The sequence below is a fragment of the Thalassobium sp. R2A62 genome (assembly GCF_000161835.1).
Taxonomy (GTDB): Bacteria; Pseudomonadota; Alphaproteobacteria; order Rhodobacterales; family Rhodobacteraceae; genus Thalassobium.
Map to the genome: position 1 here is coordinate 438907 of NZ_GG697169.2, position 20591 is coordinate 459497.

The 20591-nt window shown below is 56.5% G+C and carries 22 protein-coding genes and 1 tRNA gene; 10 read left to right on the forward strand and 13 right to left on the reverse strand.

The genetic code is table 11. The features are described 5' to 3' along the window. Positions 1 to 74: 74 nt before the first annotated feature. Positions 75 to 404 carry a hypothetical protein gene (locus TR2A62_RS02180; protein ID WP_009160889.1) on the reverse strand — a complete coding sequence of 110 codons (330 nt, stop codon included), beginning with the start codon at positions 402 to 404 and terminating at the stop codon, positions 75 to 77. Between the two features lie 807 nt (positions 405 to 1211). Beyond that, a complete protein-coding gene (locus TR2A62_RS02190; protein ID WP_040821035.1) occupies positions 1212 to 1535 on the reverse strand; it encodes an iron-sulfur cluster assembly accessory protein in 324 nt (107 codons plus the stop codon). Between the two features lie 78 nt (positions 1536 to 1613). Between TR2A62_RS02190 and TR2A62_RS02195 the strand changes: the two genes are divergently transcribed. After that, positions 1614 to 2750, forward strand: a complete 1137-nt coding sequence (locus TR2A62_RS02195; protein WP_009159255.1) for a deoxyguanosinetriphosphate triphosphohydrolase — start codon at positions 1614 to 1616, stop codon at positions 2748 to 2750. Here TR2A62_RS02195 and TR2A62_RS02200 read toward each other — a convergent pair. Beyond that, positions 2747 to 3868, reverse strand: a complete 1122-nt coding sequence (locus TR2A62_RS02200) for a cytochrome c oxidase subunit I (RefSeq protein WP_009160707.1) — start codon at positions 3866 to 3868, stop codon at positions 2747 to 2749. The genes TR2A62_RS02195 and TR2A62_RS02200 overlap by 4 nt on opposite strands. A gap of 89 nt (positions 3869 to 3957) precedes the next feature. Here TR2A62_RS02200 and argS point away from each other — a divergent pair, with 89 nt between their 5' ends. From argS to TR2A62_RS02230, 6 genes are all read left to right on the forward strand, one after another. Continuing rightward, the gene (gene argS / locus TR2A62_RS02205) at positions 3958 to 5697 is read left to right on the forward strand and encodes an arginine--tRNA ligase (RefSeq protein ID WP_009160066.1); all 1740 of its coding nucleotides are present in this window, start codon (positions 3958 to 3960) and stop codon (positions 5695 to 5697) included. Between the two features lie 79 nt (positions 5698 to 5776). Beyond that, the gene (locus TR2A62_RS02210; RefSeq protein ID WP_009159021.1) at positions 5777 to 6784 is read left to right on the forward strand and encodes an SPOR domain-containing protein; all 1008 of its coding nucleotides are present in this window, start codon (positions 5777 to 5779) and stop codon (positions 6782 to 6784) included. Between the two features lie 9 nt (positions 6785 to 6793). Continuing rightward, positions 6794 to 7792 (forward strand): beta-N-acetylhexosaminidase, encoded by a 999-nt coding sequence (gene nagZ / locus TR2A62_RS02215; RefSeq protein ID WP_009159635.1) that lies wholly within the window; start codon positions 6794 to 6796, stop codon positions 7790 to 7792. Between the two features lie 12 nt (positions 7793 to 7804). Next, positions 7805 to 8605, forward strand: coding sequence for a ScpA family protein (locus tag TR2A62_RS02220; RefSeq protein WP_009160691.1), 801 nt, complete (start codon positions 7805 to 7807; stop codon positions 8603 to 8605). Further along, positions 8598 to 9248, forward strand: coding sequence for an SMC-Scp complex subunit ScpB (scpB, locus tag TR2A62_RS02225; RefSeq protein ID WP_009157571.1), 651 nt, complete (start codon positions 8598 to 8600; stop codon positions 9246 to 9248). The genes TR2A62_RS02220 and scpB overlap by 8 nt, the downstream gene beginning before the upstream one ends. Before the next feature lie 84 nt (positions 9249 to 9332). After that, positions 9333 to 9530 (forward strand): hypothetical protein, encoded by a 198-nt coding sequence (locus TR2A62_RS02230; protein WP_009158586.1) that lies wholly within the window; start codon positions 9333 to 9335, stop codon positions 9528 to 9530. Between the two features lie 14 nt (positions 9531 to 9544). Here the strand turns inward: TR2A62_RS02230 and TR2A62_RS02235 are convergent, their stop codons facing one another. The 8 genes from TR2A62_RS02235 to TR2A62_RS02270 form a co-directional block, all read right to left on the reverse strand. After that, entirely contained in the window at positions 9545 to 10630 is a 1086-nt protein-coding gene (locus TR2A62_RS02235) for a 2'-deoxycytidine 5'-triphosphate deaminase (RefSeq protein ID WP_009159187.1), read from the reverse strand. Between the two features lie 61 nt (positions 10631 to 10691). Continuing rightward, positions 10692 to 10768, reverse strand: a tRNA-Pro gene (locus tag TR2A62_RS02240). A 61-nt stretch (positions 10769 to 10829) separates the two neighbouring features. Beyond that, positions 10830 to 11789 (reverse strand): MerR family transcriptional regulator, encoded by a 960-nt coding sequence (locus TR2A62_RS17965; protein ID WP_009158210.1) that lies wholly within the window; start codon positions 11787 to 11789, stop codon positions 10830 to 10832. Between the two features lie 6 nt (positions 11790 to 11795). Further along, on the reverse strand, positions 11796 to 12098 hold the full coding sequence (gene ihfA / locus TR2A62_RS02250; RefSeq protein ID WP_009159523.1) for an integration host factor subunit alpha: 303 nt from the start codon (positions 12096 to 12098) through the stop codon (positions 11796 to 11798). A gap of 93 nt (positions 12099 to 12191) precedes the next feature. Next, positions 12192 to 13163, reverse strand: a complete 972-nt coding sequence (locus tag TR2A62_RS02255) for a beta-ketoacyl-ACP synthase III (RefSeq protein ID WP_009158502.1) — start codon at positions 13161 to 13163, stop codon at positions 12192 to 12194. 12 nt (positions 13164 to 13175) lie between these two features. Further along, the gene (plsX, locus tag TR2A62_RS02260; protein ID WP_009157700.1) at positions 13176 to 14282 is read right to left on the reverse strand and encodes a phosphate acyltransferase PlsX; all 1107 of its coding nucleotides are present in this window, start codon (positions 14280 to 14282) and stop codon (positions 13176 to 13178) included. Between the two features lie 17 nt (positions 14283 to 14299). Continuing rightward, on the reverse strand, positions 14300 to 14506 hold the full coding sequence (gene rpmF / locus TR2A62_RS02265) for a 50S ribosomal protein L32 (RefSeq protein ID WP_009160180.1): 207 nt from the start codon (positions 14504 to 14506) through the stop codon (positions 14300 to 14302). A gap of 169 nt (positions 14507 to 14675) precedes the next feature. Beyond that, complete coding sequence (locus tag TR2A62_RS02270; protein WP_009159312.1) at positions 14676 to 15221, reverse strand: DUF177 domain-containing protein; 546 nt, start codon at positions 15219 to 15221, stop codon at positions 14676 to 14678. A 114-nt stretch (positions 15222 to 15335) separates the two neighbouring features. Here TR2A62_RS02270 and TR2A62_RS02275 point away from each other — a divergent pair, with 114 nt between their 5' ends. Beyond that, the gene (locus tag TR2A62_RS02275; RefSeq protein ID WP_009159639.1) at positions 15336 to 15809 is read left to right on the forward strand and encodes an outer membrane protein assembly factor BamE; all 474 of its coding nucleotides are present in this window, start codon (positions 15336 to 15338) and stop codon (positions 15807 to 15809) included. Between the two features lie 15 nt (positions 15810 to 15824). Here the strand turns inward: TR2A62_RS02275 and msrB are convergent, their stop codons facing one another. Next, the gene (msrB, locus tag TR2A62_RS02280; protein ID WP_009159108.1) at positions 15825 to 16217 is read right to left on the reverse strand and encodes a peptide-methionine (R)-S-oxide reductase MsrB; all 393 of its coding nucleotides are present in this window, start codon (positions 16215 to 16217) and stop codon (positions 15825 to 15827) included. Positions 16218 to 16259: 42 nt separating this feature from the next. Between msrB and TR2A62_RS02285 the strand changes: the two genes are divergently transcribed. Together TR2A62_RS02285 and TR2A62_RS02290 are read left to right on the forward strand one after the other, a co-directional pair. Next, positions 16260 to 17021, forward strand: a complete 762-nt coding sequence (locus TR2A62_RS02285; protein WP_223296060.1) for a GNAT family N-acetyltransferase — start codon at positions 16260 to 16262, stop codon at positions 17019 to 17021. A 30-nt stretch (positions 17022 to 17051) separates the two neighbouring features. After that, entirely contained in the window at positions 17052 to 18866 is a 1815-nt protein-coding gene (locus TR2A62_RS02290; protein WP_009160717.1) for an ATP-binding cassette domain-containing protein, read from the forward strand. A gap of 165 nt (positions 18867 to 19031) precedes the next feature. Here TR2A62_RS02290 and TR2A62_RS02295 read toward each other — a convergent pair whose 3' ends face one another. After that, positions 19032 to 20588 carry a trimethylamine methyltransferase family protein gene (locus tag TR2A62_RS02295; protein ID WP_009157682.1) on the reverse strand — a complete coding sequence of 519 codons (1557 nt, stop codon included), beginning with the start codon at positions 20586 to 20588 and terminating at the stop codon, positions 19032 to 19034. Positions 20589 to 20591: the final 3 nt, after the last annotated feature.

Here is a 20591-nt window from a genome sequence, read left to right on the forward strand (position 1 = left end):
GCGCTGGGGAGGCACCGGTCCAATGATTGATCTGCTTGGGGGGGGAAGGGTCTGCAGATCAGAAGGCTACGGGCTCAGCGCACAACGTCGATTTCGTACTCAGCAACTGGGTTGCCGTTTGCGTCCAGCAGGACTGCAAGAACGTCACCCAAAGGCTCTTGGCCTACGTTTACGCGAACGTCTGTGTTTGCACCGGCGCTAACCGAAGTCATGCCCAGAACGTCGCCAGCTGTACCAAGACGGAAGTCGCGGATCTCAACAGTGCCGCCAGTGATGGATTTCACGAGGCCCAGTTCGACGACCGAGTTTACTTCTTGGTCAGGGATGATTGTGAAGGCGTCTGCAGTTGCTGCTGTTGCGCCAAGAGTTGCTGTCAGTGCGAGTGCGATTGTTGTCAGTTTCATTGTATAGTTCCTTTTGTGTGTGTTGTGCGGCAGATGCCTGCCTTGATGGGTGTGATATAGGCGCTCGATACTCAAACTAAACGGTTTAGTTTGTTTTTATTTGCAGGACGCAATGTGCGTTTTTGCGAGGCCTTGCAAAGAGGGGGGAGAAGTCGTCATTCTCTCGTCGCGTTTTCGTCGTCTCCTATTCAACGGCGGTGGCCTGACGTCAGTGTCTGTGTGGCCGTTGCCGCGTTTCGATGATGGACAGATGGGTCTCTTTCCGGCGGCGAAAAGGGTTTCAATCATCACAAAAAAATGAGCATTCCGTGTCTGGTAACGCTATGAATCATAACGTTTAAATACGTTTCAACTGGATGTGTGCATGTGTGCGAAATTGGGTGTTCAAGGCTGCACAGAGGATGCTCAATAATAACTGGTTTTGTGGATTTAGGTGTCTGGTGCCACGCACCGCCGGTTTTGTCACAAAGCTCACGGTGGTCCCAAAAAAAATCTGAAATGGGCGACAACTTTTTTTGCAACGGGTCACTTGTCATGCAGTTTTGCCGACGAACTTAGATGAAACGCGCATAGTTTGGCCGCCCCAATGGGATCCAGCTATCTGAACCAAAGGCAATTTCGAGGTGTTTTGGGGATGTCGGGCCAAATTCGGCCCACCAGCGCGCGACATTATACAGTGTGGGATGTCAGAAAGCCGGGTGCACGGGCCTTTGCAATGGCCCGCTGTCTAAGAAGAGCCCTAAAAAAGAGGTGGCAGGTCGATTTGTGGCGTGGGTCGTCGGCAAAGTCAGTGCGAAACGTCCGACCTTATATAGAGAAGGACGTGCCGCAGCCGCAGCTGCTGGTCGCATTGGGGTTTTCAATGACAAACCGCGCACCAATCAGCTCTTCTGAAAAATCGATGGTCGCTTGGGCCAGAAACGGCAATGACACGCTGTCGATCACAACTTTCTCGCCAGAACCTTCAAGAACCAGATCGTCTTCGCCGACCACGTCCAGTTCGATCTCGTATTGAAATCCTGAACAACCGCCACCTTCGACGGCGACGCGAAGCGCCTTGCCCTGATCTGCAGCGCCAATTTCGGCAAGCCGTTCAAAGGCTCGATTGGTCACAGTGGGGGGTAGGGTCAGCATGTCAGTTCTCTCTGTCGCTGGTGTCTAATTCGCACTATAAGGTCAGCAGGCAAAACCCACAAGACGAGGCACGCAATGGCAGCGCCCTATGCTTGTGACGCGACGCAAACCCGGGGACGGTTGGTCGCGGAACAAGAGAGCAGCTTTCGCTCGCCGTTCCAACGGGACCGCGACCGTATTATTCACGCAAGCGCCTTTCGGCGTCTCAAGCACAAGACCCAAGTCTTTGTGGAGAATGAAGGTGACTATTTTCGCACGCGACTGACCCATTCGATCGAAGTCGCACAGGTTGCGCGGACGATCTCGGGTGCATTGGGATTGAATGGCGAGCTAACCGAAGCCGTCGCACTGGCCCATGATCTGGGGCACACGCCCTTTGGTCATACGGGCGAGGAGGCGCTGGATGTGTTGATGTCTCCCTACGGTGGCTTCGACCACAATGTGCAGGCGTTGAAAATCGTGACATCGCTGGAAAGACACTATGCTGAATGGGATGGTTTAAACCTGACGTGGGAAACCCTCGAGGGGATCGCCAAGCATAATGGCCCCGTGCTGGACCCACCATTCGCCCTGACGGACTATAATAGAGTGCATGACCTGGAACTGACCACGCATGCGAGCGCCGAAGCACAGGTTGCCGCTTTGTCAGACGATGTGGCCTATAACAATCACGATCTACATGACGGGTTGCGCGCCGAGCTGTTTACAGATGACGAGATTTGCGAACTTCCGATTGTGGGAGAGGCGTATAAAGAGGTGGATCGACTATATCCCAATATTGACGCCTATCGCCGCCGCCACGAAGCGCTGCGCCGCGTCTTTGGTGTTATGGTGTCCGATGTGATCGACACCAGCCGCGCGATGCTTGCAAACACAGAGGCGCAGTATTCGGACGATATTCGTGCGTTGGGATATCAAGTGGTCAGGTTTTCTGATCCGCTGTGGTCTGATCTCAAGCAAATCCGCGCCTTTCTCTTTGCCCGCATGTACCGCGCGCCCAGCGTTGTGCAGATGCGCAAGGATGTGACCCAAGTGGTGAATGATCTATTCCCGCTGTTTCTGAATGATCCGGCGCATCTTCCTTCGGAATGGCGTGCAGATGTCGCAGCGGCTGCAGATCAAACTGCCTTGGCGCGCATCGTTGCAGATTATATCGCTGGTATGACGGACCGTTTCGCGCTCGATACGCACAAGCGATTGGTGACCGGTTAGGCGCGCCTGCGCCGCATTGCGATCAGCCCGCCAAGGACCAAGACCCCAAGTAGGACGTAAGCAGTCGAAATTCCGAGGTTCAGTGCTGCGAATGTATCGGGGTAGTCGATGTAACGGCGGGGCATGCCTTGTTTGGCCAATTGGATGTGGCTGAATGCGTTCAATCCCATGATCGTTGCAATGGCCAGTCCATGCGCCCAGAGGGCCGTATAGGAAATGCGAGGGCGCAGCCATTGGTTCAGCGCCGCAAACAGAACAAACACAACCATTCCACCCTGCAATCCATGCGCCACTGCGACTGGCAGCTGGGTGTCATTGTCAAGGGCTTGGGACGTCGCCTGCGAACCGAACCCCGTCACCAGCAATACGCCCAAGCTAAGAACAACACCTGCTGACAGGTAGGGTGCGCTGGGGGTGTCATCATCCTTCAGCTGGATCATCAAGATGACCAACAGCGGCATTGTTCCTATCAGATAGATTGGGTTGGCCACCAATCGGGTCGTATCCACCAAGGCGAAGACCAATTGCACCAAGACAAAGACCTGACAAAACGTGGCACCCAATCGGTATCCGGGCCGTGTTCCCACCAATGCGCAGGCTGCAAATAGGATCATCGCAGCAGGCCCATCTTTGACAATCGGCAGATCAGCAAGCGAGATTGTCGCGAACCCCGTCGTGCTGCCCCATGCCTCGAGGTAGCCCAGCAGGCCGCCCAGTCGTTCCGATGTGGTTTCCGTGCTCAGCGGGGGATAGAGCGTCCAGCCGATGTTTTCAGATGCCCCAAACTGCTGTTGTGCCGACAAAAACAACGCCAACCCTAGCAATAGAGCTGCACAGACCGCGGCCGCCACAGACAACCATGCAAAGACCCATGATGTTTCGTTGCCCAAATCGCGCGCGACAAAACAGGCAAACGCTGCAACGAGCAACTGAAACACAGTCGCCGATAAACCGTGCACAACAACAAGCGACTGAAAGACCTGTCCTGCATTTGAGCCGGCGAAACGCTCGAACATTGATGATATCCCGGGGGTGCCCAGTTCGAAACGCATGGCAGTGGCGCTTAGGATCATCAAAATTCCGACCACGGCGGTGGCACATAGTGTAGCGCGTGTCATGTTGCGCGGTCTCCATTGCATTGGCTGGCACCACGTTGACGTGGCCGCTTACAGTGGTAAACCCCCGACACGCAGTTAGGACGCATGAAATGAACCTTTTCGCCAACATCCGTACCCTTGTAATCGAGAGCCTCGAGGCGCTCGTCGCTGATGGTGTGCTCCCAGCAGACCTGAACATGGATAATGTTACGGTCGAACCGCCCCGCGATGCGGCTCACGGCGATATGGCGACAAACGCCGCGATGGTGCTGGCGAAACCTGCGAAAATGAAACCGCGTGACATTGCCGAGGCGCTGGCGACCAAGCTGCAAGATGAAAATCGGATTACTGTGGCCGAGGTCGCAGGACCTGGTTTCTTGAACCTGCGGTTGGCTGATTGGGTCTGGCAGGCCTTGGTCAAAAAGACATACGATGGTGGCTACGGCCAGTCGATCATGGGCACTGGTACGCGGGTGAACGTCGAATATGTCAGCGCAAACCCAACCGGACCATTGCACGTGGGCCACGTACGGGGTGCGGTCTTTGGCGATGCGTTGGCCAGCCTGTTGGCCTACGCGGGCTACGACGTAACGCGTGAGTACTATATTAATGACGGTGGCGCACAGGTTGATGTGCTCGCTCGGTCCGTGTTCTTGCGGTATCTCGAGGCGAATGGCCAAGAGGTCGCATTTGAAGACGGCACATACCCCGGCGACTATTTGATTCCACTGGGGCAGGCACTGTTTGAGATGCACGGTGATGCGTTGGTTGGCAAAGACGAAGCTGACTGGCTCGAAGACGTCCGCGAATTCGCAACCGACGCCATGATGAACCTCATTCGGTCCGACCTTGCTGCGTTGGGCATCGAAATGGACGTGTTCTATAGCGAAAAATCGCTCTATGGCACGGGCCAGATTGAAAAATCCATCGCCGAGCTTGATGCCAAAGGCCTGATTTATCGCGGAACGCTCGAGCCGCCCAAGGGTAAAAAGCCCGAGGATTGGGAACCACGCGAGCAAACGCTGTTTAAATCGACGGAACATGGTGACGATGTTGATCGGCCGATCCAAAAATCTGACGGTGCTTGGACCTACTTTGCGCCGGACATCGCCTATCACTATGACAAGATCAGCCGCGAGTTTGACGAACTGATCGACGTCTTTGGCGCTGATCATGGCGGCTATGTCAAACGGATGAAGGCGGCTGTTTCTGCACTGTCTGACGGCCAAGTGCCGCTGGATGTAAAGCTGACCCAATTGGTCAAGCTGACCAAGAATGGCGAGCCGTTCAAAATGTCCAAACGGGCAGGGACGTTTATCACCTTGCGGGACGTAGTTGATCAGGTGGGCCCCGATGTGACCCGCTTTGTGATGCTGACCCGTAAACAGGACGCTCCGCTCGACTTTGATTTTGACAAGGTCACGGAACAGTCCAAGGACAACCCTGTGTTCTACGTCCAATACGCCCATGCGCGGGTGCAATCGGTTCTGCGTAAAGCGGTCGAGGCGAACATCGATGTTTCAGATGATGCGCTGTCTTCTGTCGATTTGGCTGGCATGACCAACGAAGGCGAACTGGCATTGGCCAAAAAGATCGCCGAATGGCCGCGTTTGGTCGAGATCGCTGCGCGGACGAATGAACCGCACCGGATCGCATTCTATCTCTATGAACTCGCTGGAGAATTTCACGCTTTGTGGAACCGGGGTAACACGGACGAAAGTCTGCGGTTCTTCCAAGAGGGTGATTCAGAAACCACACAGGCGAAAATTGCGCTGATCCGTGCCGCAGCAGTTGTTATTTCGGCCGGTTTGGGTATTCTTGGCGTCACACCCGCAAACGAGATGCGCTAAAGTATCCACACACCGCGGGCGAGGCAGTTTTTCAAGAGACCACCCGACGGCATTGTACCTCGGGGGCAGCGAGGCGCAGATGGCAGCTATTGATCCGACCGAGGTTGGCGGTTACGCGACCGCATCTATGGCATCTTCTGGTTCCAATCCTACAAACATGGTCAATGCGGCTGGCGCGATTGTATCGCTCGCTCTGATCGTGGGCGTGGGTGTTTGGGGATACAAACTATTGGTGCGCGACGTCACGGGCATTCCCGTGGTCGAGGCGATCGACGGCCCGATGCGCGAGGCGCCGACTGACCCCGGTGGCACGATTGCAAATCATATCGGTCTATCCGTTAACGAAGTCGCCGCCGAAGGTGTTGCTGCGGCGGCTCAAGATACCGTTTTGTTGGCCCCCCGCGAAGTTGACCTTGATGCCGGTGATTTGGTCACCGCAATCATCAATCAGGATCCGCTGGCTGAAAACACCCAAACCACAGCCGAGGCAGCCGAGCCTGCCGCCGAGCTCGAAAGCACAGTTACAACTGCGCTCGAAGAAGAGTTCGTGCCGCGCGCACCTTTGACAGCTGGCGATGTGGCATCACTGGTTGAACAAATCACAGCTGGTGCCGAACCTTTGAGCGATCTGGGCGAGGGTGAGACTGTTGCGGCAGTTGCATCTCTTGGTGCAGGTCCCGAAACCTTGGCGATCTCGACAAGCATTCCAGGTGTGACCCGCTCACCGCGCCCTAGCGTGCGTCCAGACAAAGATCTGCGTGCAACCGCGGTGCGTTCAACTGCGGTCAACGCAGCGGCGATCCCAGTCGCGGCTGTCGCACCTCAGACGATCCCAGCAGGGACCCGCCTCGTGCAACTTGGTGCCTTTGACAGCGCAGACATTGCAAATAGCGAATGGCAGCGCCTGCGTGTTCGGTTTGCCGACCTCTTGGGCGACAAAACTCAGGTTGTCCAACAGGCGCAATCGGGTGGTCGGACGTTCTTCCGCTTGCGGGCGATGGGTTTTGACGATTTGTCAGATGCTCGCCGCTTCTGTTCGGCACTGGCCGCTGAAAACGCCGTATGTATTCCGGTTGTGGTCCGTTAGGATCGCACCATGGGGCAGGGCGCCTATATTCTTGGATGTGAGGGCACGACCCTAAAGGCGTGGGAACGTGAGTTTTTCCGTGAGGCGAACCCGTTTGGGTTCATTTTGTTTGCGCGCAACGTTGATATGCCCGCGCAGCTTCACAAACTGACAAGCGATCTTCGTGAATGCGTCGGCTGGAATGCTCCAGTTTTGATCGACCAAGAAGGCGGACGGGTTCAACGTTTGCTTGGACCTGTCTGGCGCGAATACCTGCCGCCTATGGATCAAATGGAGCGTGTCGCGCCTGAGCATCGTTTGCGGTCTATGTATTTGCGCAATTTGCTGATCGGGTCCGAATTGATGGCTGTTGGGATCGATACCAACTGCGCCCCCACAGCCGACATTGCCCAAGCTGACACGCACCCGTTTTTGCGCAACCGTCTCTATGGCTCGGACGTAGAAACCGTGGTCAAAGCATCTATGGCCACGGCCGAAGGGCTGATGGCAGCTGGTGTTCTGCCTGTTCTTAAACATATGCCTGGACATGGGCGTGCGTTGGTCGACAGCCACCTGCATTTGCCGACCGTTGATGCGCCCAAGGCGGACCTGATGGCCCGCGATTTTGCCCCGTTCAAAGCGCTCAACAGTCTGCCCATGGGGATGAGTGCGCATATCGTCTTTAAACAAATCGACCCTGATGCGCCCGCGACCACGTCGCCTGTGATGATGGATTTGGTCCGATCCGAACTGGAATTCGACAACCTGATTATGACGGATGACATCTCGATGGAGGCTCTGTCGGGGACTGTGGCAACCCGTAGCCGCGACGCTTTGGACGCCGGATGTGATATCGTCCTCCACTGTAACGGTGAACAGGATGATATGATTGCTGTCGCTGAAGCTGGCGGCAACATGACGTCAGGCGCACAAACCCGCGCAAACCGCGCCGTTTTGGCCCGTTCGACCCCTGATGACATTGACATTGCAGCCGCTGCCCGTGAATTTGAAGGCTATCTCAACGCCTAAGGCTGCCGTCTCGTGTCCAACGATCAAACCGACGATTTTCAGGAAAGCACCGTCAGTGTCAGCGACCGGCTGGCGGCTGAAGCGCTGATCGTTGATGTCGAAGGGTATGAGGGACCTCTGGACCTGCTGTTGACGATGAGCCGTACCCAAAAGGTCGATCTGCGACAAATCTCGGTACTGGACCTAGCGCGGCAGTATCTCAAATTCATCGAAACCGCGGCAGACCTGCGGATCGAATTGGCGGCCGACTATTTGGTGATGGCCGCGTGGCTCGCCTTTCTTAAATCACGTCTCTTGCTACCGCCTGACCCGACCGAAGAGGGGCCATCTGGCGAAGAGCTTGCGGCCCACCTCGCATTCCAGCTGGAACGCCTTCAGGCGATGCGCGATGTTGCGGCAAAACTTATGGCGCGCGATCAATTGGGGCGCGATTTCTTTGCCCGTGGCATCACCGAAGACGTCGCCCGTGTCCGTCGTGTGACCTATACCGCGACGCTGCTGGATTTGATGCAGGGCTACGCCCGTATCCGGACCAAGGATGAATTCCGCCCGTTTATCATGGATCGCAAATCGGTCCTGACGATGGAGCAAGCGCTCGAACGAATGCGCAATCTGATCGGCTTTGCGGGTGACTGGACCGATATCAGCAGCTATCTGCCCGATGGTTGGGAGACAGACCCGCAAAAACGCCGCTCGGCGACGGCCGCGACCTTTGCCGCCTCGCTAGAGCTTGCCAAAGAGGGTAAGATTGACATCCGGCAAGGTGAAACCTTTGCCCCGATCCAAATTCGAAAGAGACTGCCTGATGAGTGAGCCAGAACAGACCCAAGAAGAAAGCCTGTTCGAAGCCCCGCCCATGGCTGAGCAAGAACGCATGGTCGAGGCAATCATGTTTGCCACAGCTGACCCCGTAACGGTCAAAGAGCTGGCTGGACGGATGCCGCACGGCTGTGACGCGGCCGAAGCATTGGTGCATCTGCGCAAACGGTACGAAGGGCGCGGAGTTAGCGTTGTTAAGGTGGGCGACGCTTGGGCCATCCGAACAGCACCGGATCTCGGATTCTTGATGCAAAAAGAAACGGTCGAGACCCGTAAACTGAGCAGGGCCGCTATCGAAACAATGGCGATCGTTGCATACCACCAGCCCGTCACACGTGCCGAGATCGAAGAAATTCGCGGTGTATCTGTGTCGCGCGGCACCGTAGATCAGTTGATCGAGCTCGAGTGGATCCGCTTTGGTCGTCGCCGCATGACACCGGGCCGGCCTGTGACGTTTGTGGTGACCCAAGAGTTTCTAGACCACTTTGGTCTCGAGAACGCCCGAGATCTGCCAGGGCTCAAAGAACTGCGTGCGGCGGGTCTCTTGGAAAACCGACCGCCACCCGGCGCGACTGCTTTGGGCGACACCGAAGACGGCGACGAGGATGAAAACCAGTCCGAGATGTTCGAAGAATAGCGCCTCAAAAACGTCCCATTTTGGCGATAGGATCGCATTTAGTAGCACAATTCCCTATATTAGAAGGGCACAAGGAGACGGACCATGGACCGCATTCTGAATATGATCTTTCGCCGTTTGTTGAACAAAGGCATCAACAAGGGCATCAATATGGCGGCCAACCGCGGTCGTAACTCGAACGATATGACACCCGAAGAGCGCCGTCAGGCGCAGCAGGGTAAAGAGGGCGCCAAACGCGCACGCCAAGCCATGCGTATCACGCGGAGAATGGGCAAGTTCTGATATTTATCAGGTGACTATTCAGCACTCTTAAAGTGTTTTGACAGCTTTAGGCCTTGGCCTTGATAGTTCGATGCGATCCCCGCACCATAGAGCTGCTGGGGTGTTTCAGTCATTTTTTCATAGACCAATCGTCCGACGACCTGACCGTGCTCTAGAACGAACGGCGCTTCGTGACAGCGGACCTCTAAAACGCCTCGCGATCCAGAACCACCGGCCTCGGCCCAGCCAAAGCCGGGATCGAAAAAGCCTGCATAGTGCACGCGAAATTCACCAACCATAGCGAGATACGGCGCCATTTCGGCAGCATGGGTTGGGGGAATTGTGATCGCCTCGCGGCTGACCAGAATATAGAACGCACCGGGGTCGAGAATGATCCGCCCTTGGGTGGTGCGCACTTCTTCCCAGTACTCTGCGGGATCATAGTGCGCGAGCTTGGCCAGCTCGACGACGCCAGTGTGCGGCTTGGCGCGGTACCCAACCAGATCGCCATTTTCTGGGCGAAGATCAACAGAAAACCCCAGACCGCCGGAAATCACCGGCTCGCCCGAGACAATCGGAGTTTCGCGGTGCAACGCCATCAGATCATCGTCCGAGATCAGTGTCTTGCCTTGCCGAAAAATCATTTGGGTCAGCATTTGACCGGGTTGGGCCACGACGGAAAAAGACCTGGGGCAGATTTCGGCAAACAGAGGGCCGGTGTATCCCTCTGGAACACGGTCAAATTCGATCCCGTTGTCGGTTATAATGCGAGTGAGCAGATCCAACCGCCCGATCGAGCTTTTGGCACTGGCAGCCGCTGTCATCCCTGCCGGCAAATCCAAACGCTCCATCAATGGGACAACGTAAACACATCCCTTCTCCAGAACGGCGCCACCGGCGAGTTCAATCTCGTGCATCTGAAAATCAGCAAGCTTGTCGTGAACAGTCTTTCCTAGCCCCGCAAGGAAAGACGCGCGAACACGGTAAGCCTTTGATCCAAGGCGTAAATCAAGGGATGCAGGTTGGATTTGACCGTCAACAATAGGCACGTCCGACGCGATGCCGCCGTCTGTGACCATGTCGCTGATCTGGCGATCAGATAGAACACCTGTTGCCGTCATTGTACCGTCCCCTAAAAAACCAAAACGCCCGCCGCGCGAATGCACGTACGGACGTTTGTGTTGGTCGGGCTAGCAGGACTCGAACCTGCGACCTTCCGTCCCCCAGACGGACGCGCTACCAGGCTGCGCCATAGCCCGACTTGGCAGCGTTGATACTGGTTTTTGGCGCAGGGGCAAGCGAGAAACGTCATGTTTTGGATCAGTTGCGCGACATACGTTCGCGCAGTATTTTAAGCCGCGCAAGGAAGGCTGCCAATTCTGGCGACGGCTCTTTGGCTTTGGCCAGTTTGGCCATAACACCCGGTTTTCCGTCGACGTCCGCGTCGTTTGGATCGGGAGGAATGTTGCTGGGTCCAAGCGGGGCAGGTGCCGCTGCGGGCGTGATAGGAACGACATTGCTCTCAGGGGCTTGTGGCGCGTCTCGTGCGGCGATTGGCTCAGCCTCAGCCTCAGCCTCAGCCTCAGCCTCAGCCTCAGCCTCAGCCTCAGCGACCTCCACTTCGTCGACCGGTGATGCAGCTTCTTCAGGCTCAGGCTCTGGCGCTTCGCTTTCAGCGACCTCGACGGCAGCAGGGGCCATGTCCTCGGGGCTTTCGGTTTGATCTTGCACGGCCTCGGCTTCAGCGGGCGCAGTGTCTATCTCTGGTGCTTTCTGGGCCTCGTCCGCGGTGCTCTGTGCCGCATCGGACACCTTGTCGTCGGTCGCTTCGACTTCGCTGACCGCTTCACTCGGGGCTGTTTCGGGCTGTTCAGGAACAGTCTCTGCGGTGGTCGTCGCCTCTGGTGCGGCTGGCGCGTCTGCAGCCGTTGCCTTGTCAGTCTTGGGTTTCACCTCGGCCTTTGCGGGTTTCTCAGACGACGCCGTGTCACTCGGCGCATCAACATCCAAGGGGATGCTCATCGCAGCAACATGTTCGATGCCTTGGTCGCGCAGGATCTGTTGCGCGCCTTTGATCGTCATCCCGTCTTCGTGCAACAGCTTTTTGATACCACCCAACAGGCGCATATCATCGGGGCGGTAATACCGCCGCCCACCAGCGCGTTTGACAGGTTTCACTTGCGTGAATTTGCTTTCCCAAAACCGCAAAACATGGGCCGGAGTATCCAGCCAACTGGCCACTTCACTGATGGTGCGGAACGCGTCGCGTGATTTGGCCATATGATTTTACCGTTTGTTGCCGGCCGCCACGCGGTCCTTCATCAGGTGCGAGGGACGGAATGTCAGGACACGGCGCGGGTGAATAGGAACCTCTTCGCCAGTCTTAGGGTTGCGGCCCACGCGGGCTGCCTTTTCGCGGACTGCAAAGGTCCCAAAGGACGAGATTTTAACCTGTTCGCCTTTGACCAGCGCGTCGGACATGTGCCCCAAAACGCTTTCGACCAATTGCGCGCTATCATTGCGCGACAGACCAACTTCGTTAAAGACCGCTTCGCTGAGGTCCATCCGTGTAAGAGTTTTTTCAGACATTTTCTTCCCCCTAGTTCAGACAACCTAGGCGGATCAGAAATTGAGAGTCAATAACAAGGCGTTAGACGGGGCAGTTAAAGCGAGACTTTGCGCTTACCAACGCAGGACCACGGACCCCCAAGCAAGCCCACCGCCAATCGCTTCGGTGACCAACAAATCACCTTGTTTGATCTGACCACGTTCCTTGCCGACAGAAAGGGCCAAAGGAATCGACGCAGCAGAAGTGTTGCCGTGATTTTCGACCGTCACCACGACGCGGTCCATAGGGACGCCCAGCTTGCGCGCTGTAGACTTGATGATGCGGATGTTCGCCTGATGGGGGACGACCCAATCGACGTCTCCAGCGCCCAAACCGATCTTGTTCAACGCGGTGTGCGCCGTTTGAGCGAGCTTTTCGACCGCATGGCGGAACACCTCTTGGCCTTCCATGCGAAGATGGCCCGTGGACTGGGTACTGACCCCACCATCGACATACAAAAGATTGCGGTGGCTGCCGTCAGAGTTCAGATCGACAGATAGTACGCCACGATCTGCGGACGTGCCCGCACCGGTTTCTGCCTCAAGCACCAGCGCACCGGCACCATCCCCAAACAGAACGCATGTGCTGCGATCCGTCCAATCCATGATCCGGCTGAATGTTTCTGCCCCGATGACCAGAACCCGCTCGGCCTGACCCGATGCAATCAACGCATTCGCATTTGACAGCGCAAAGACGAAACCTGCACAAACTGCTTGTATATCAAAGGCATAGCCATTCGTATTACCGATCGCGTGCTGCACTTTGGTGGCCGAGCTTGGGAATGTCAGATCAGCTGTCGATGTGGCCAAAACGATCGCGTCAATATCACTGCCCTGCAAGCCAGCGTCAGCGAGAGCGGCGTTTGCAGCGTGCGTGGCTAGATCCGACGTGGTCTCGCCTTCGGCGGCGAAGTGACGATTCTTGATGCCCGAACGGGACTGGATCCAATCGTCTGTCGTATCGAGAAACGTCTCAAATTCGGCGTTCGGAACGATCCGTTCAGGAAGGTAATGGCCAACGCCTTTGACAACTGCACGAACGGTCATGAGATCTGCCTTTTATTGATCTTGGACGCTATCTTGGGTCAGACTTGCCGCAGCGGCAACCCGCTTCGCCAATTTGTCCGAGAAACCTGATTGAGCCAACTGAAAAGCGAGCGTGACAGCGGCGGCCACACCTGTTGCGTCTGCCGACCCATGGGATTTAACGACCGTGCCGTTCAGCCCCAAAAATACGCCACCATTGACCCTGCGTGGGTCGATGCGCTTGCGCAGACGACCCAAGGATCCCATCGCGAGCAGTGCTGCAAAAATCGATAGGGGGGTCTTTCTGAATGCTTGGCGCAGGAGGTCGGAAATCAGTGTCGCGGTGCCTTCGCCTGTCTTTAGGGCAACGTTGCCCGTAAAGCCGTCTGTGACGATGACATCGACGCGCTCTGATGGAATATCGCCGCCTTCAACGAATCCCACATAGTCATAGGCTCCGCGTTCTGCAGCATCGCCAATCATTTCATGGGCGACTTTCAGTTCTGCGCGGCCTTTGTGTTCTTCGGTGCCGACGTTCAACAGGCCGATGCGTGGACGTTTCTGACCCAAACCGTTGCGGGCATAAGATGCCCCCATCAGCGCATAGGTCAGTAGATCGTCCTGATCGGCGCGGATGTCTGCACCAACGTCCAACATGACGTTGAACCCGCCTGGATTGCGAGAGGGCCAAAGGCAGGCAATGGCAGGGCGGTTCACACCGTCGACCTTGCGCAGGCGGATCATGCTGACGGCCATAAGCGCGCCAGTGTTTCCGCAGCTCACACAAACAGACGCATCGCCACTGCGGACGGCCTCAACTGCAGACCACATAGATGTCTTTTTGCCGTGCCGCATCACTTGGCTCGGCTTGTCGCTCATGCTGACCACGTCTTCGGCGTGACGCACATCGATCCGGTCGCTTAACCCCTTGCGGGCAACCAACGGATCCAGTGTGCGACGATCGCCATGCAATAAAATGCTGACATCTGATTCAGAGGCCAAAAACATAGCAAGGCCCGCAACAACAGTTGCAGGCCCTTGGTCTCCGCCCATGGCGTCAACCGATAATACAATGTGTTCAGACGTGGCGCTGACAGTCGTCTCTGAAACGGGGGCCGTTTCGGTGAGCAGAGTTGTCATTTGCGCACCAGACCAGCTTATGCTGCGTCTTCGTCCAGATCGATGTCGTCGACCATCGCAACCACTTCACGCTCTGCATAGTGACCGCAGGACGGGCATACGTGGTGTGGGCGTGTCAGCTCGCCACAGTTAGAACACTCGTTCGGGTTTGCACCGCTGAGTGCGTGATGCGAACGGCGGTTGTTCCGGCGCGACTTGGAAATTTTATTCTGAGGGACAGCCATGTCGTCTCGACCTCGGGTTTGGGAGGGCGCGAGCCCTGGTGTTCATTACGTGTTTCGGGCGGTCATAAACGCGAATTCACACGCTGTCGAGACCTGCCGTCTAAGAGGCCGCGAACATACTGCGATTCCGCACATGTGCAACCCTTTTCTAGGTTGGTGTCGCGTGGCTTCAATCGCCCTTGTTTTCCAAGGCATCGCGCAGGTTTCCTAACCCCGCAAATGGCCGCGCATCTTCGTCTGTCATTGGGGCTTTGCCCGGTTCGGTGAAAACAGTTGTTTCGATTTCAGCGCCATCCACGCGTGGATATGCGGGTAGGGCAAGGGCCAAAGCCTCAATCAGCACCGCCATCAGGTCGATTTCAGTGCCCAAAAGCTCGGTGTTTTCGTCTTCGGTCATTTCGACCTCGGAAACATCGACCACATCCATGTCTTTGACATAGGTCCATGAAAAGTCATCATCGATACGCGTTGTAACAGGCGCCAAAGTGACGACACAGGACTGCACCGCAGTCGCCCCGACCATCGCAGTTAACCGCCAGTCCGTTTTTCCAATAGGGGCAAGCTTGCCTTCAAGACGCACTTTCTTCAACGAAACAAGGTCGAGTTCTGCGGCAATCAGCGCAAGATCCGCGTCAGACGGCTCTACCGAAATAGGTTTGGCACGGTTTTTTGTTAGATCCGCGACGCGCAGCGGCAAAGTTGGCATTTGGGACATATGGCGATCCATTCTTGAACCAGCAGGGGCAGGTGTTATAGGTGGGACATGCAGGCCATGAGCGCAACCGTCAAGAGACGCAGCGGTCAAAGGCAAAAAAACGAGGGGGTCAAAATGGCTCGGCAGTTGAAAATTGGGTCGCGTTTGTTGCGCGGTGTTATTGTGGGAACCGTGGTTGTGGGTTTGGCCGCGTGTGTGGCGCAGTTCCGAAACCACGGCTATGTGCCGTCCGACGAAGATCTTGCTAATGTCATTGTTGGTGTCGACACCCGCGCCTCGGTCGAAGAAACGGTTGGTATTCCGACCACGGGCGGTGTGCTGAACGGTGCAGGTTTCTATTATGTGTCGTCTCGTTGGAAGCGCGTCGGCGGATTTGCGCCGCAAATCATCGACCGCCAACTGGTTGCGATCACCTTTGACGACGCAGGCGTTGTTCAAAACATCGAACGCTTTACGCTTGCGGATGGTCAGGTGGTGACGTTGTCGCGGCGTGTCACGGACAGCAATGTCCGCAACACAACCTTCTTGCGCCAGTTGATGGGCAACCTTGCCAACTTTAACCCGGCTGCTGTTCTCGGCGATAGCTAAGCAAATTGGCCGAGTTTAGTCCTCGGCCTCGAACGTCAACGCAGCGCCATTGATGCAATACCGCAAACCAGTCGGGGCGGGGCCGTCAGGGAACAGGTGCCCCAGGTGCCCGTCGCACCGGTTACAGTGCACCTCGGTCCGCTTCATAAAGAAACTACGGTCGACCTGTTCACCCACCATTTCGCCATCGACTGGTGCGTAGAACGACGGCCAGCCTGTGCCGCTTTCAAACTTGGTGTCCTGCTCAAACAATGGTGCATCGCATCCTGCACAACGAAACATGCCCGCATCCTTAGGGAAATTGTCGTTCGTGCCCGCCCGTTCCGTGCCATGCTTGCGCAATACGCGGTAGGCTTCGGCGCTTAGGTCTTTTTGCCACTCGGCATCGGTTTTGATGACTTTGTCCATTGTCGCGCACTCCTTATTTGGCCTACGCATTACTTAGGTCGATTGACCGCGCGCACAACCCGCAAGGACGCAGGCCCGATGATCATAGCCCCGCCGCGATACCGCAGCCATCTGGCCCAAACAGCCGCAGACCGAAACGCGGTGGCCGCATTGCGCCATGCGGCGTTCTTTGGCGGGTCAGGGTTGGACCGCGATATATGGGACGACACCAGCGACCACGTTATGATCACGGATGTTGAGACGGGCGCATTGGCGTGTACGTTTCGCATTGCACATCTGACGGATCAGGGGGGTTTTGATCGGTCCTATACGGGGCAACGGTATGATATTGCTGGACTTTATGGCTGTAACGTTCTCGAACTGGGACGGTTTTGCACTGCACGAGGTGAACTAGACAGTGACGTTTTACGTCTTGCTTGGGCCCAACTAACCGCCGTTGTCGCGGCGAAAGGCGTGCAAACCGTGATCGGGTGCAGCTCGTTCAAGGGGGCCGATCCGGCAGCTCATGCACAGGCATTCCAGCTCTTGTTTGATCGGCACATGGGACCCGAAGACCGGCGGCCATCAACGAAATCAACCGAAACAGTTGCTTTGGATACCCAAGCTTCGGTTTGCACAAAGCAAGCTACGCGATCGTTACCTGAGTTGCTGCGCAGCTATTTGCGCATGGGGGGGTGGGTTGGCGATCACGCGGTGATCGACCGCGAGGTCGACACACTGCACGTTTTTACCGCTCTGGATGTCGCGCAAATCCCTGCTGGGCGCTTGCGAACACTACATCAGCTTGCGCAGTCGTGTGCTTGACGCCCTGATCGCATCTGGCTAGGCGGGGGCATGGCACGTGCACCCCTTTTACAACTCTCTGATATCTCGCTGACTTTTGGTGGCGACCCTGTGTTTTCCGAGCTTGGACTTGTGGTCCAGCCGGGTGATCGGGTCGCGCTCGTTGGGCGCAATGGATCGGGCAAATCCACCTTGATGAAGGTTATGGCCAATCTCGTTGAGGCCGACACAGGTAGTCGCGTGGTCCCCCCGGGGATTTCGGTTGGCTACATGGAGCAAGACCCCACAATGGAGGGGTTTGCGACGCTTGGTGACTATGCCGAGAGCGCACTGGACCCGTCCGAGACCTACAAGGTCGATATGGTTGCCGAAGGGCTGAAATTCGATCCTGCTGGTGATGTATCGACTGCATCAGGGGGCGAGCGTCGGCGCGCGGCCCTCGCCAAACTGATGGCAGAAGCGCCGTCATTGATGTTGCTAGACGAGCCTACGAACCACCTTGATATCGAGGCGATTGCGTGGCTTGAGACAGAGCTTGCGCAGACGCGCACGGCCTATGTCCTGATTTCCCACGACCGCGCGTTCTTGCGTGCTTTGACCCGTGCCACGCTTTGGATTGATCGTGGGGTGGTGCGCCGGCAGGAAAAGGGCTTTGAGAATTTCGAAATCTGGCGTGACAAAACGTGGGAAGACGAAGACATGCAACGTCACAAGCTGGATCGCAAGATCAAGGCCGAGGCACGCTGGGCGGTTGAGGGAATTTCAGCACGCCGCAAACGGAACCAAGGTCGGGTCCGTGTCTTGCAGGATTTGCGATCTGAGCGATCGAATATGATCCGTCGTCAGGGCGCTGCGAGCCTTGCTTTTGAATCCGGAAAAGCAAGTGGACGCAAAGTGTTAGAGGCCGAAGCTATATCTCTGGAATTTGGTGAAAAGACGATTGTCCGTGACTTTGATCTCAAGGTGCAGCGTGGCGACCGGATCGCATTTGTGGGGCCCAATGGCGTCGGCAAAACCAGCCTGATCAACGTGCTGATTGGGGCAACGCAGCCGGACAGTGGTTCGGTAAAAATGGGCACCAATCTTGAGGTTGCAGTGTTTGACCAAGCTCGGTCGAACCTCGATCCGGAAATGTCGCTTTGGGATAGCCTGACGGGTGATCCAGAAATGCGCGTCAGCGGCAAGGCTGATCAGGTCATGGTGCGCGGCAATCCCAAACATGTTGTGGGCTATCTCAAGGAATTCCTGTTCGACGAGGCGCAAGCCCGCGCACCTGTTAAGTCCTTGTCAGGTGGGGAAAAAGCCCGCCTCTTGCTTGCCCGATTGATGGCGCGTGAGAGCAATCTTTTGATCCTAGACGAGCCGACCAACGACTTGGACATTGAGACGCTCGACCTTTTGCAAGAGATTTTGGACGACTACGACGGTACCGTTCTATTGGTCAGCCACGATCGTGATTTCCTCGACCGTGTGGCCACGACAACCATCGCTATGGAAGGGCGCGGACGTGCCACGGTCTATGCTGGCGGTTGGAGCGACTATCAGTTTCAGAAGGCTGAGGTCGATCAGGTGGAAAGCCAAACAAAAACAAAGCCTAAAGAAGCAAAGCTCGCGTCAAAAAAGGACGCGGCAGCTGGCCTGTCGTTCACGGAAAAGCACCGTCTTCAAGAGCTGCCGAGCGTGATCGAACGCTATGAGGCGGAGATCGCAAAGCTTGAAACCTTGATGTCTGATCCGGACCTATTCACCAAAGAACCGGTCAAATTTCAAAAGGTGACGGACGCCTTGGTTGAGCGTCAATCCAAGCTTGCCGAGGCCGAAGAAGAGTGGCTAATGCTTGAGGAAAAAGCCGCAGCATCAGCGTGAATTTTATGTAATTTGCGTATTTTTGATCTTAAATTACGTAATTTGCATGTTTTGCCTGCCCACCTGAATTTTATTTGCCCGAAAACGGCGCGCCTTGGCCTATTTGGCAGGCTCGGTTCCAAGAGTATCCGAGCGTCTGGGGGCCGCGCCCCCAGTCAGCTCTGACTATGCTGGCAAGTGAATGTTAAACGTCGCGCGAATTCTTGCATCCAACTCTGGATCAAACCGTGCGGCCGAGCGTGTGGCGAGAATCTCTTCTTTGCGCGCAATGGTTTTCTTGATCAAATCGGGTTTGCCAATTTCGGCCCATTCCTTGGGTGAGGTGCGGTCGGCGATGGTCGGGTAGACATATTCGGTCTGCATCAGATTCAGCGTTTGATCCGATCCCAAATAGTGCCCAGGCCCACCGATGCAGGTTGCGCGCATCGTCTCTAGCCCCAAGGTTTCTTCGTTGACTTCGATGCCGCGCACACAGCGCATGGCCTGACCCAACAGATCATCGCCCAAAATCAGGCTTTCGAGACAAAAGCCCAAGAGCGAGGCGTGCATGCCTGCGGATTCGTAGACCATGTTGAGGCCGGATAGGCCCGCCATCACGTTAGAGCACATTTGTTCCCAACCCGCCTGCATGTCCGGCAGTTTGGCGTCTGCGATCCCTGCGGCAGCGCCACCAGGCAGGCCGTAGTAACGGTGCATCTGGGCGCACCCAGCGGTCAAAAGGGCCTGTTCGCCTGATCCGCCAGACATCGCCCCAGTCCGTAGGTCCGACACAAAGGGCCAAGTTCCAAAGATAGCAGGGTGACTGGGTTTGATCGAATTGACGTAGACGATACCGGCAAGGCATTCCGCCACCGCTTGGACGATGGCACCTGCGATCGGGGCAGGGGCCGTTGCACCGGCTTGGCCCGCGGACAGCAACAAGACGGGCATGCCGCCTTCGATGCATTGCTCCATGACTGCGCAGCTTTCGGTTGCGAATTTCATAGGCGGGACAACGAAACAGTTGGAATTCGACAAGAACGGACGCTCGCGCCATTTGTCTTCGCCGCCTGCGATCATGTGCAGAAGATCAAAACATCCCGGCACAAAGTCCGGCTCAACAAAGGAGGTTCCGACGTGTTTTGTGGTGCCTGCGACGCAAGCATAGATCGTGTTGATGTCCAGCTCGTAGTTGTCGGTGATGTCGCGACAAACCATAGGGCGCTGGAGAAAATGGATGTTATCGAGCGTGTCGGTGACGCGTGCGGCGTCATGCAGGTCTTGGACCGTGCATTCACGGTAGTTGCGGCCCTCGACATCAACGAGGTGCACAGCGGCACCAGCCGTGCCGTAGTGCACTTTGGTCCCTGAGAGGTTCAAATCATGGACGGGGTCGCGCCCCTTTAGCGTCACGTCAGTTGCTGCAACGGCGAGCATGTCCTCGACCAGCGCGCGTGGGAACCGCAGGCGGCCATCGTCACCTAGGGTCGCGCCAGCGGCGGTCATATAGTCGATGCCAGACTGTGGTGCGTCGGCCAGTCCGATTTCTTCGAGCGCCTTTAGGGCAGTTTCGTGGATATTCGCGATGTCCGTCTCAGAGAGCGGATTGTAGGTGCCACCGGACAGGCCTGCGCGCACGGGGCGCATGACGTCATCAAGAGGTGCGTTGCGAGCGGCATGGCGGGCGGCGCGTCCGCCGGCACGACCTGTGCGGCGGGTGGTTGTCGGAGTTGTCTGTGTCATGGT

Excerpts from the sequence above, each read along its gene's own strand:
- msrB (WP_009159108.1), bottom strand. The coding sequence starts at position 16,217 with ATGGACAAAGTCATCAAAACCGATGCCGAGTGGCAAAAAGACCTAAGC.
- TR2A62_RS02295 (WP_009157682.1), bottom strand. The coding sequence starts at position 20,588 with ATGACACAGACAACTCCGACAACCACCCGCCGCACAGGTCGTGCCGGC.
- TR2A62_RS02230 (WP_009158586.1), top strand. The coding sequence starts at position 9,333 with ATGGACCGCATTCTGAATATGATCTTTCGCCGTTTGTTGAACAAAGGC.
- argS (WP_009160066.1), top strand. The coding sequence starts at position 3,958 with ATGAACCTTTTCGCCAACATCCGTACCCTTGTAATCGAGAGCCTCGAG.
- rpmF (WP_009160180.1), bottom strand. The coding sequence starts at position 14,506 with ATGGCTGTCCCTCAGAATAAAATTTCCAAGTCGCGCCGGAACAACCGC.
- TR2A62_RS17965 (WP_009158210.1), bottom strand. The coding sequence starts at position 11,789 with ATGGCCAAATCACGCGACGCGTTCCGCACCATCAGTGAAGTGGCCAGT.
- TR2A62_RS02270 (WP_009159312.1), bottom strand. The coding sequence starts at position 15,221 with ATGTCCCAAATGCCAACTTTGCCGCTGCGCGTCGCGGATCTAACAAAA.
- TR2A62_RS02180 (WP_009160889.1), bottom strand. The coding sequence starts at position 404 with ATGAAACTGACAACAATCGCACTCGCACTGACAGCAACTCTTGGCGCA.
- TR2A62_RS02195 (WP_009159255.1), top strand. The coding sequence starts at position 1,614 with ATGGCAGCGCCCTATGCTTGTGACGCGACGCAAACCCGGGGACGGTTG.
- TR2A62_RS02210 (WP_009159021.1), top strand. The coding sequence starts at position 5,777 with ATGGCAGCTATTGATCCGACCGAGGTTGGCGGTTACGCGACCGCATCT.
- scpB (WP_009157571.1), top strand. The coding sequence starts at position 8,598 with ATGAGTGAGCCAGAACAGACCCAAGAAGAAAGCCTGTTCGAAGCCCCG.
- TR2A62_RS02275 (WP_009159639.1), top strand. The coding sequence starts at position 15,336 with ATGGCTCGGCAGTTGAAAATTGGGTCGCGTTTGTTGCGCGGTGTTATT.
- TR2A62_RS02200 (WP_009160707.1), bottom strand. The coding sequence starts at position 3,868 with ATGACACGCGCTACACTATGTGCCACCGCCGTGGTCGGAATTTTGATG.
- TR2A62_RS02235 (WP_009159187.1), bottom strand. The coding sequence starts at position 10,630 with ATGACGGCAACAGGTGTTCTATCTGATCGCCAGATCAGCGACATGGTC.
- plsX (WP_009157700.1), bottom strand. The coding sequence starts at position 14,282 with ATGACAACTCTGCTCACCGAAACGGCCCCCGTTTCAGAGACGACTGTC.
- TR2A62_RS02290 (WP_009160717.1), top strand. The coding sequence starts at position 17,052 with ATGGCACGTGCACCCCTTTTACAACTCTCTGATATCTCGCTGACTTTT.
- ihfA (WP_009159523.1), bottom strand. The coding sequence starts at position 12,098 with ATGTCTGAAAAAACTCTTACACGGATGGACCTCAGCGAAGCGGTCTTT.
- nagZ (WP_009159635.1), top strand. The coding sequence starts at position 6,794 with ATGGGGCAGGGCGCCTATATTCTTGGATGTGAGGGCACGACCCTAAAG.
- TR2A62_RS02255 (WP_009158502.1), bottom strand. The coding sequence starts at position 13,163 with ATGACCGTTCGTGCAGTTGTCAAAGGCGTTGGCCATTACCTTCCTGAA.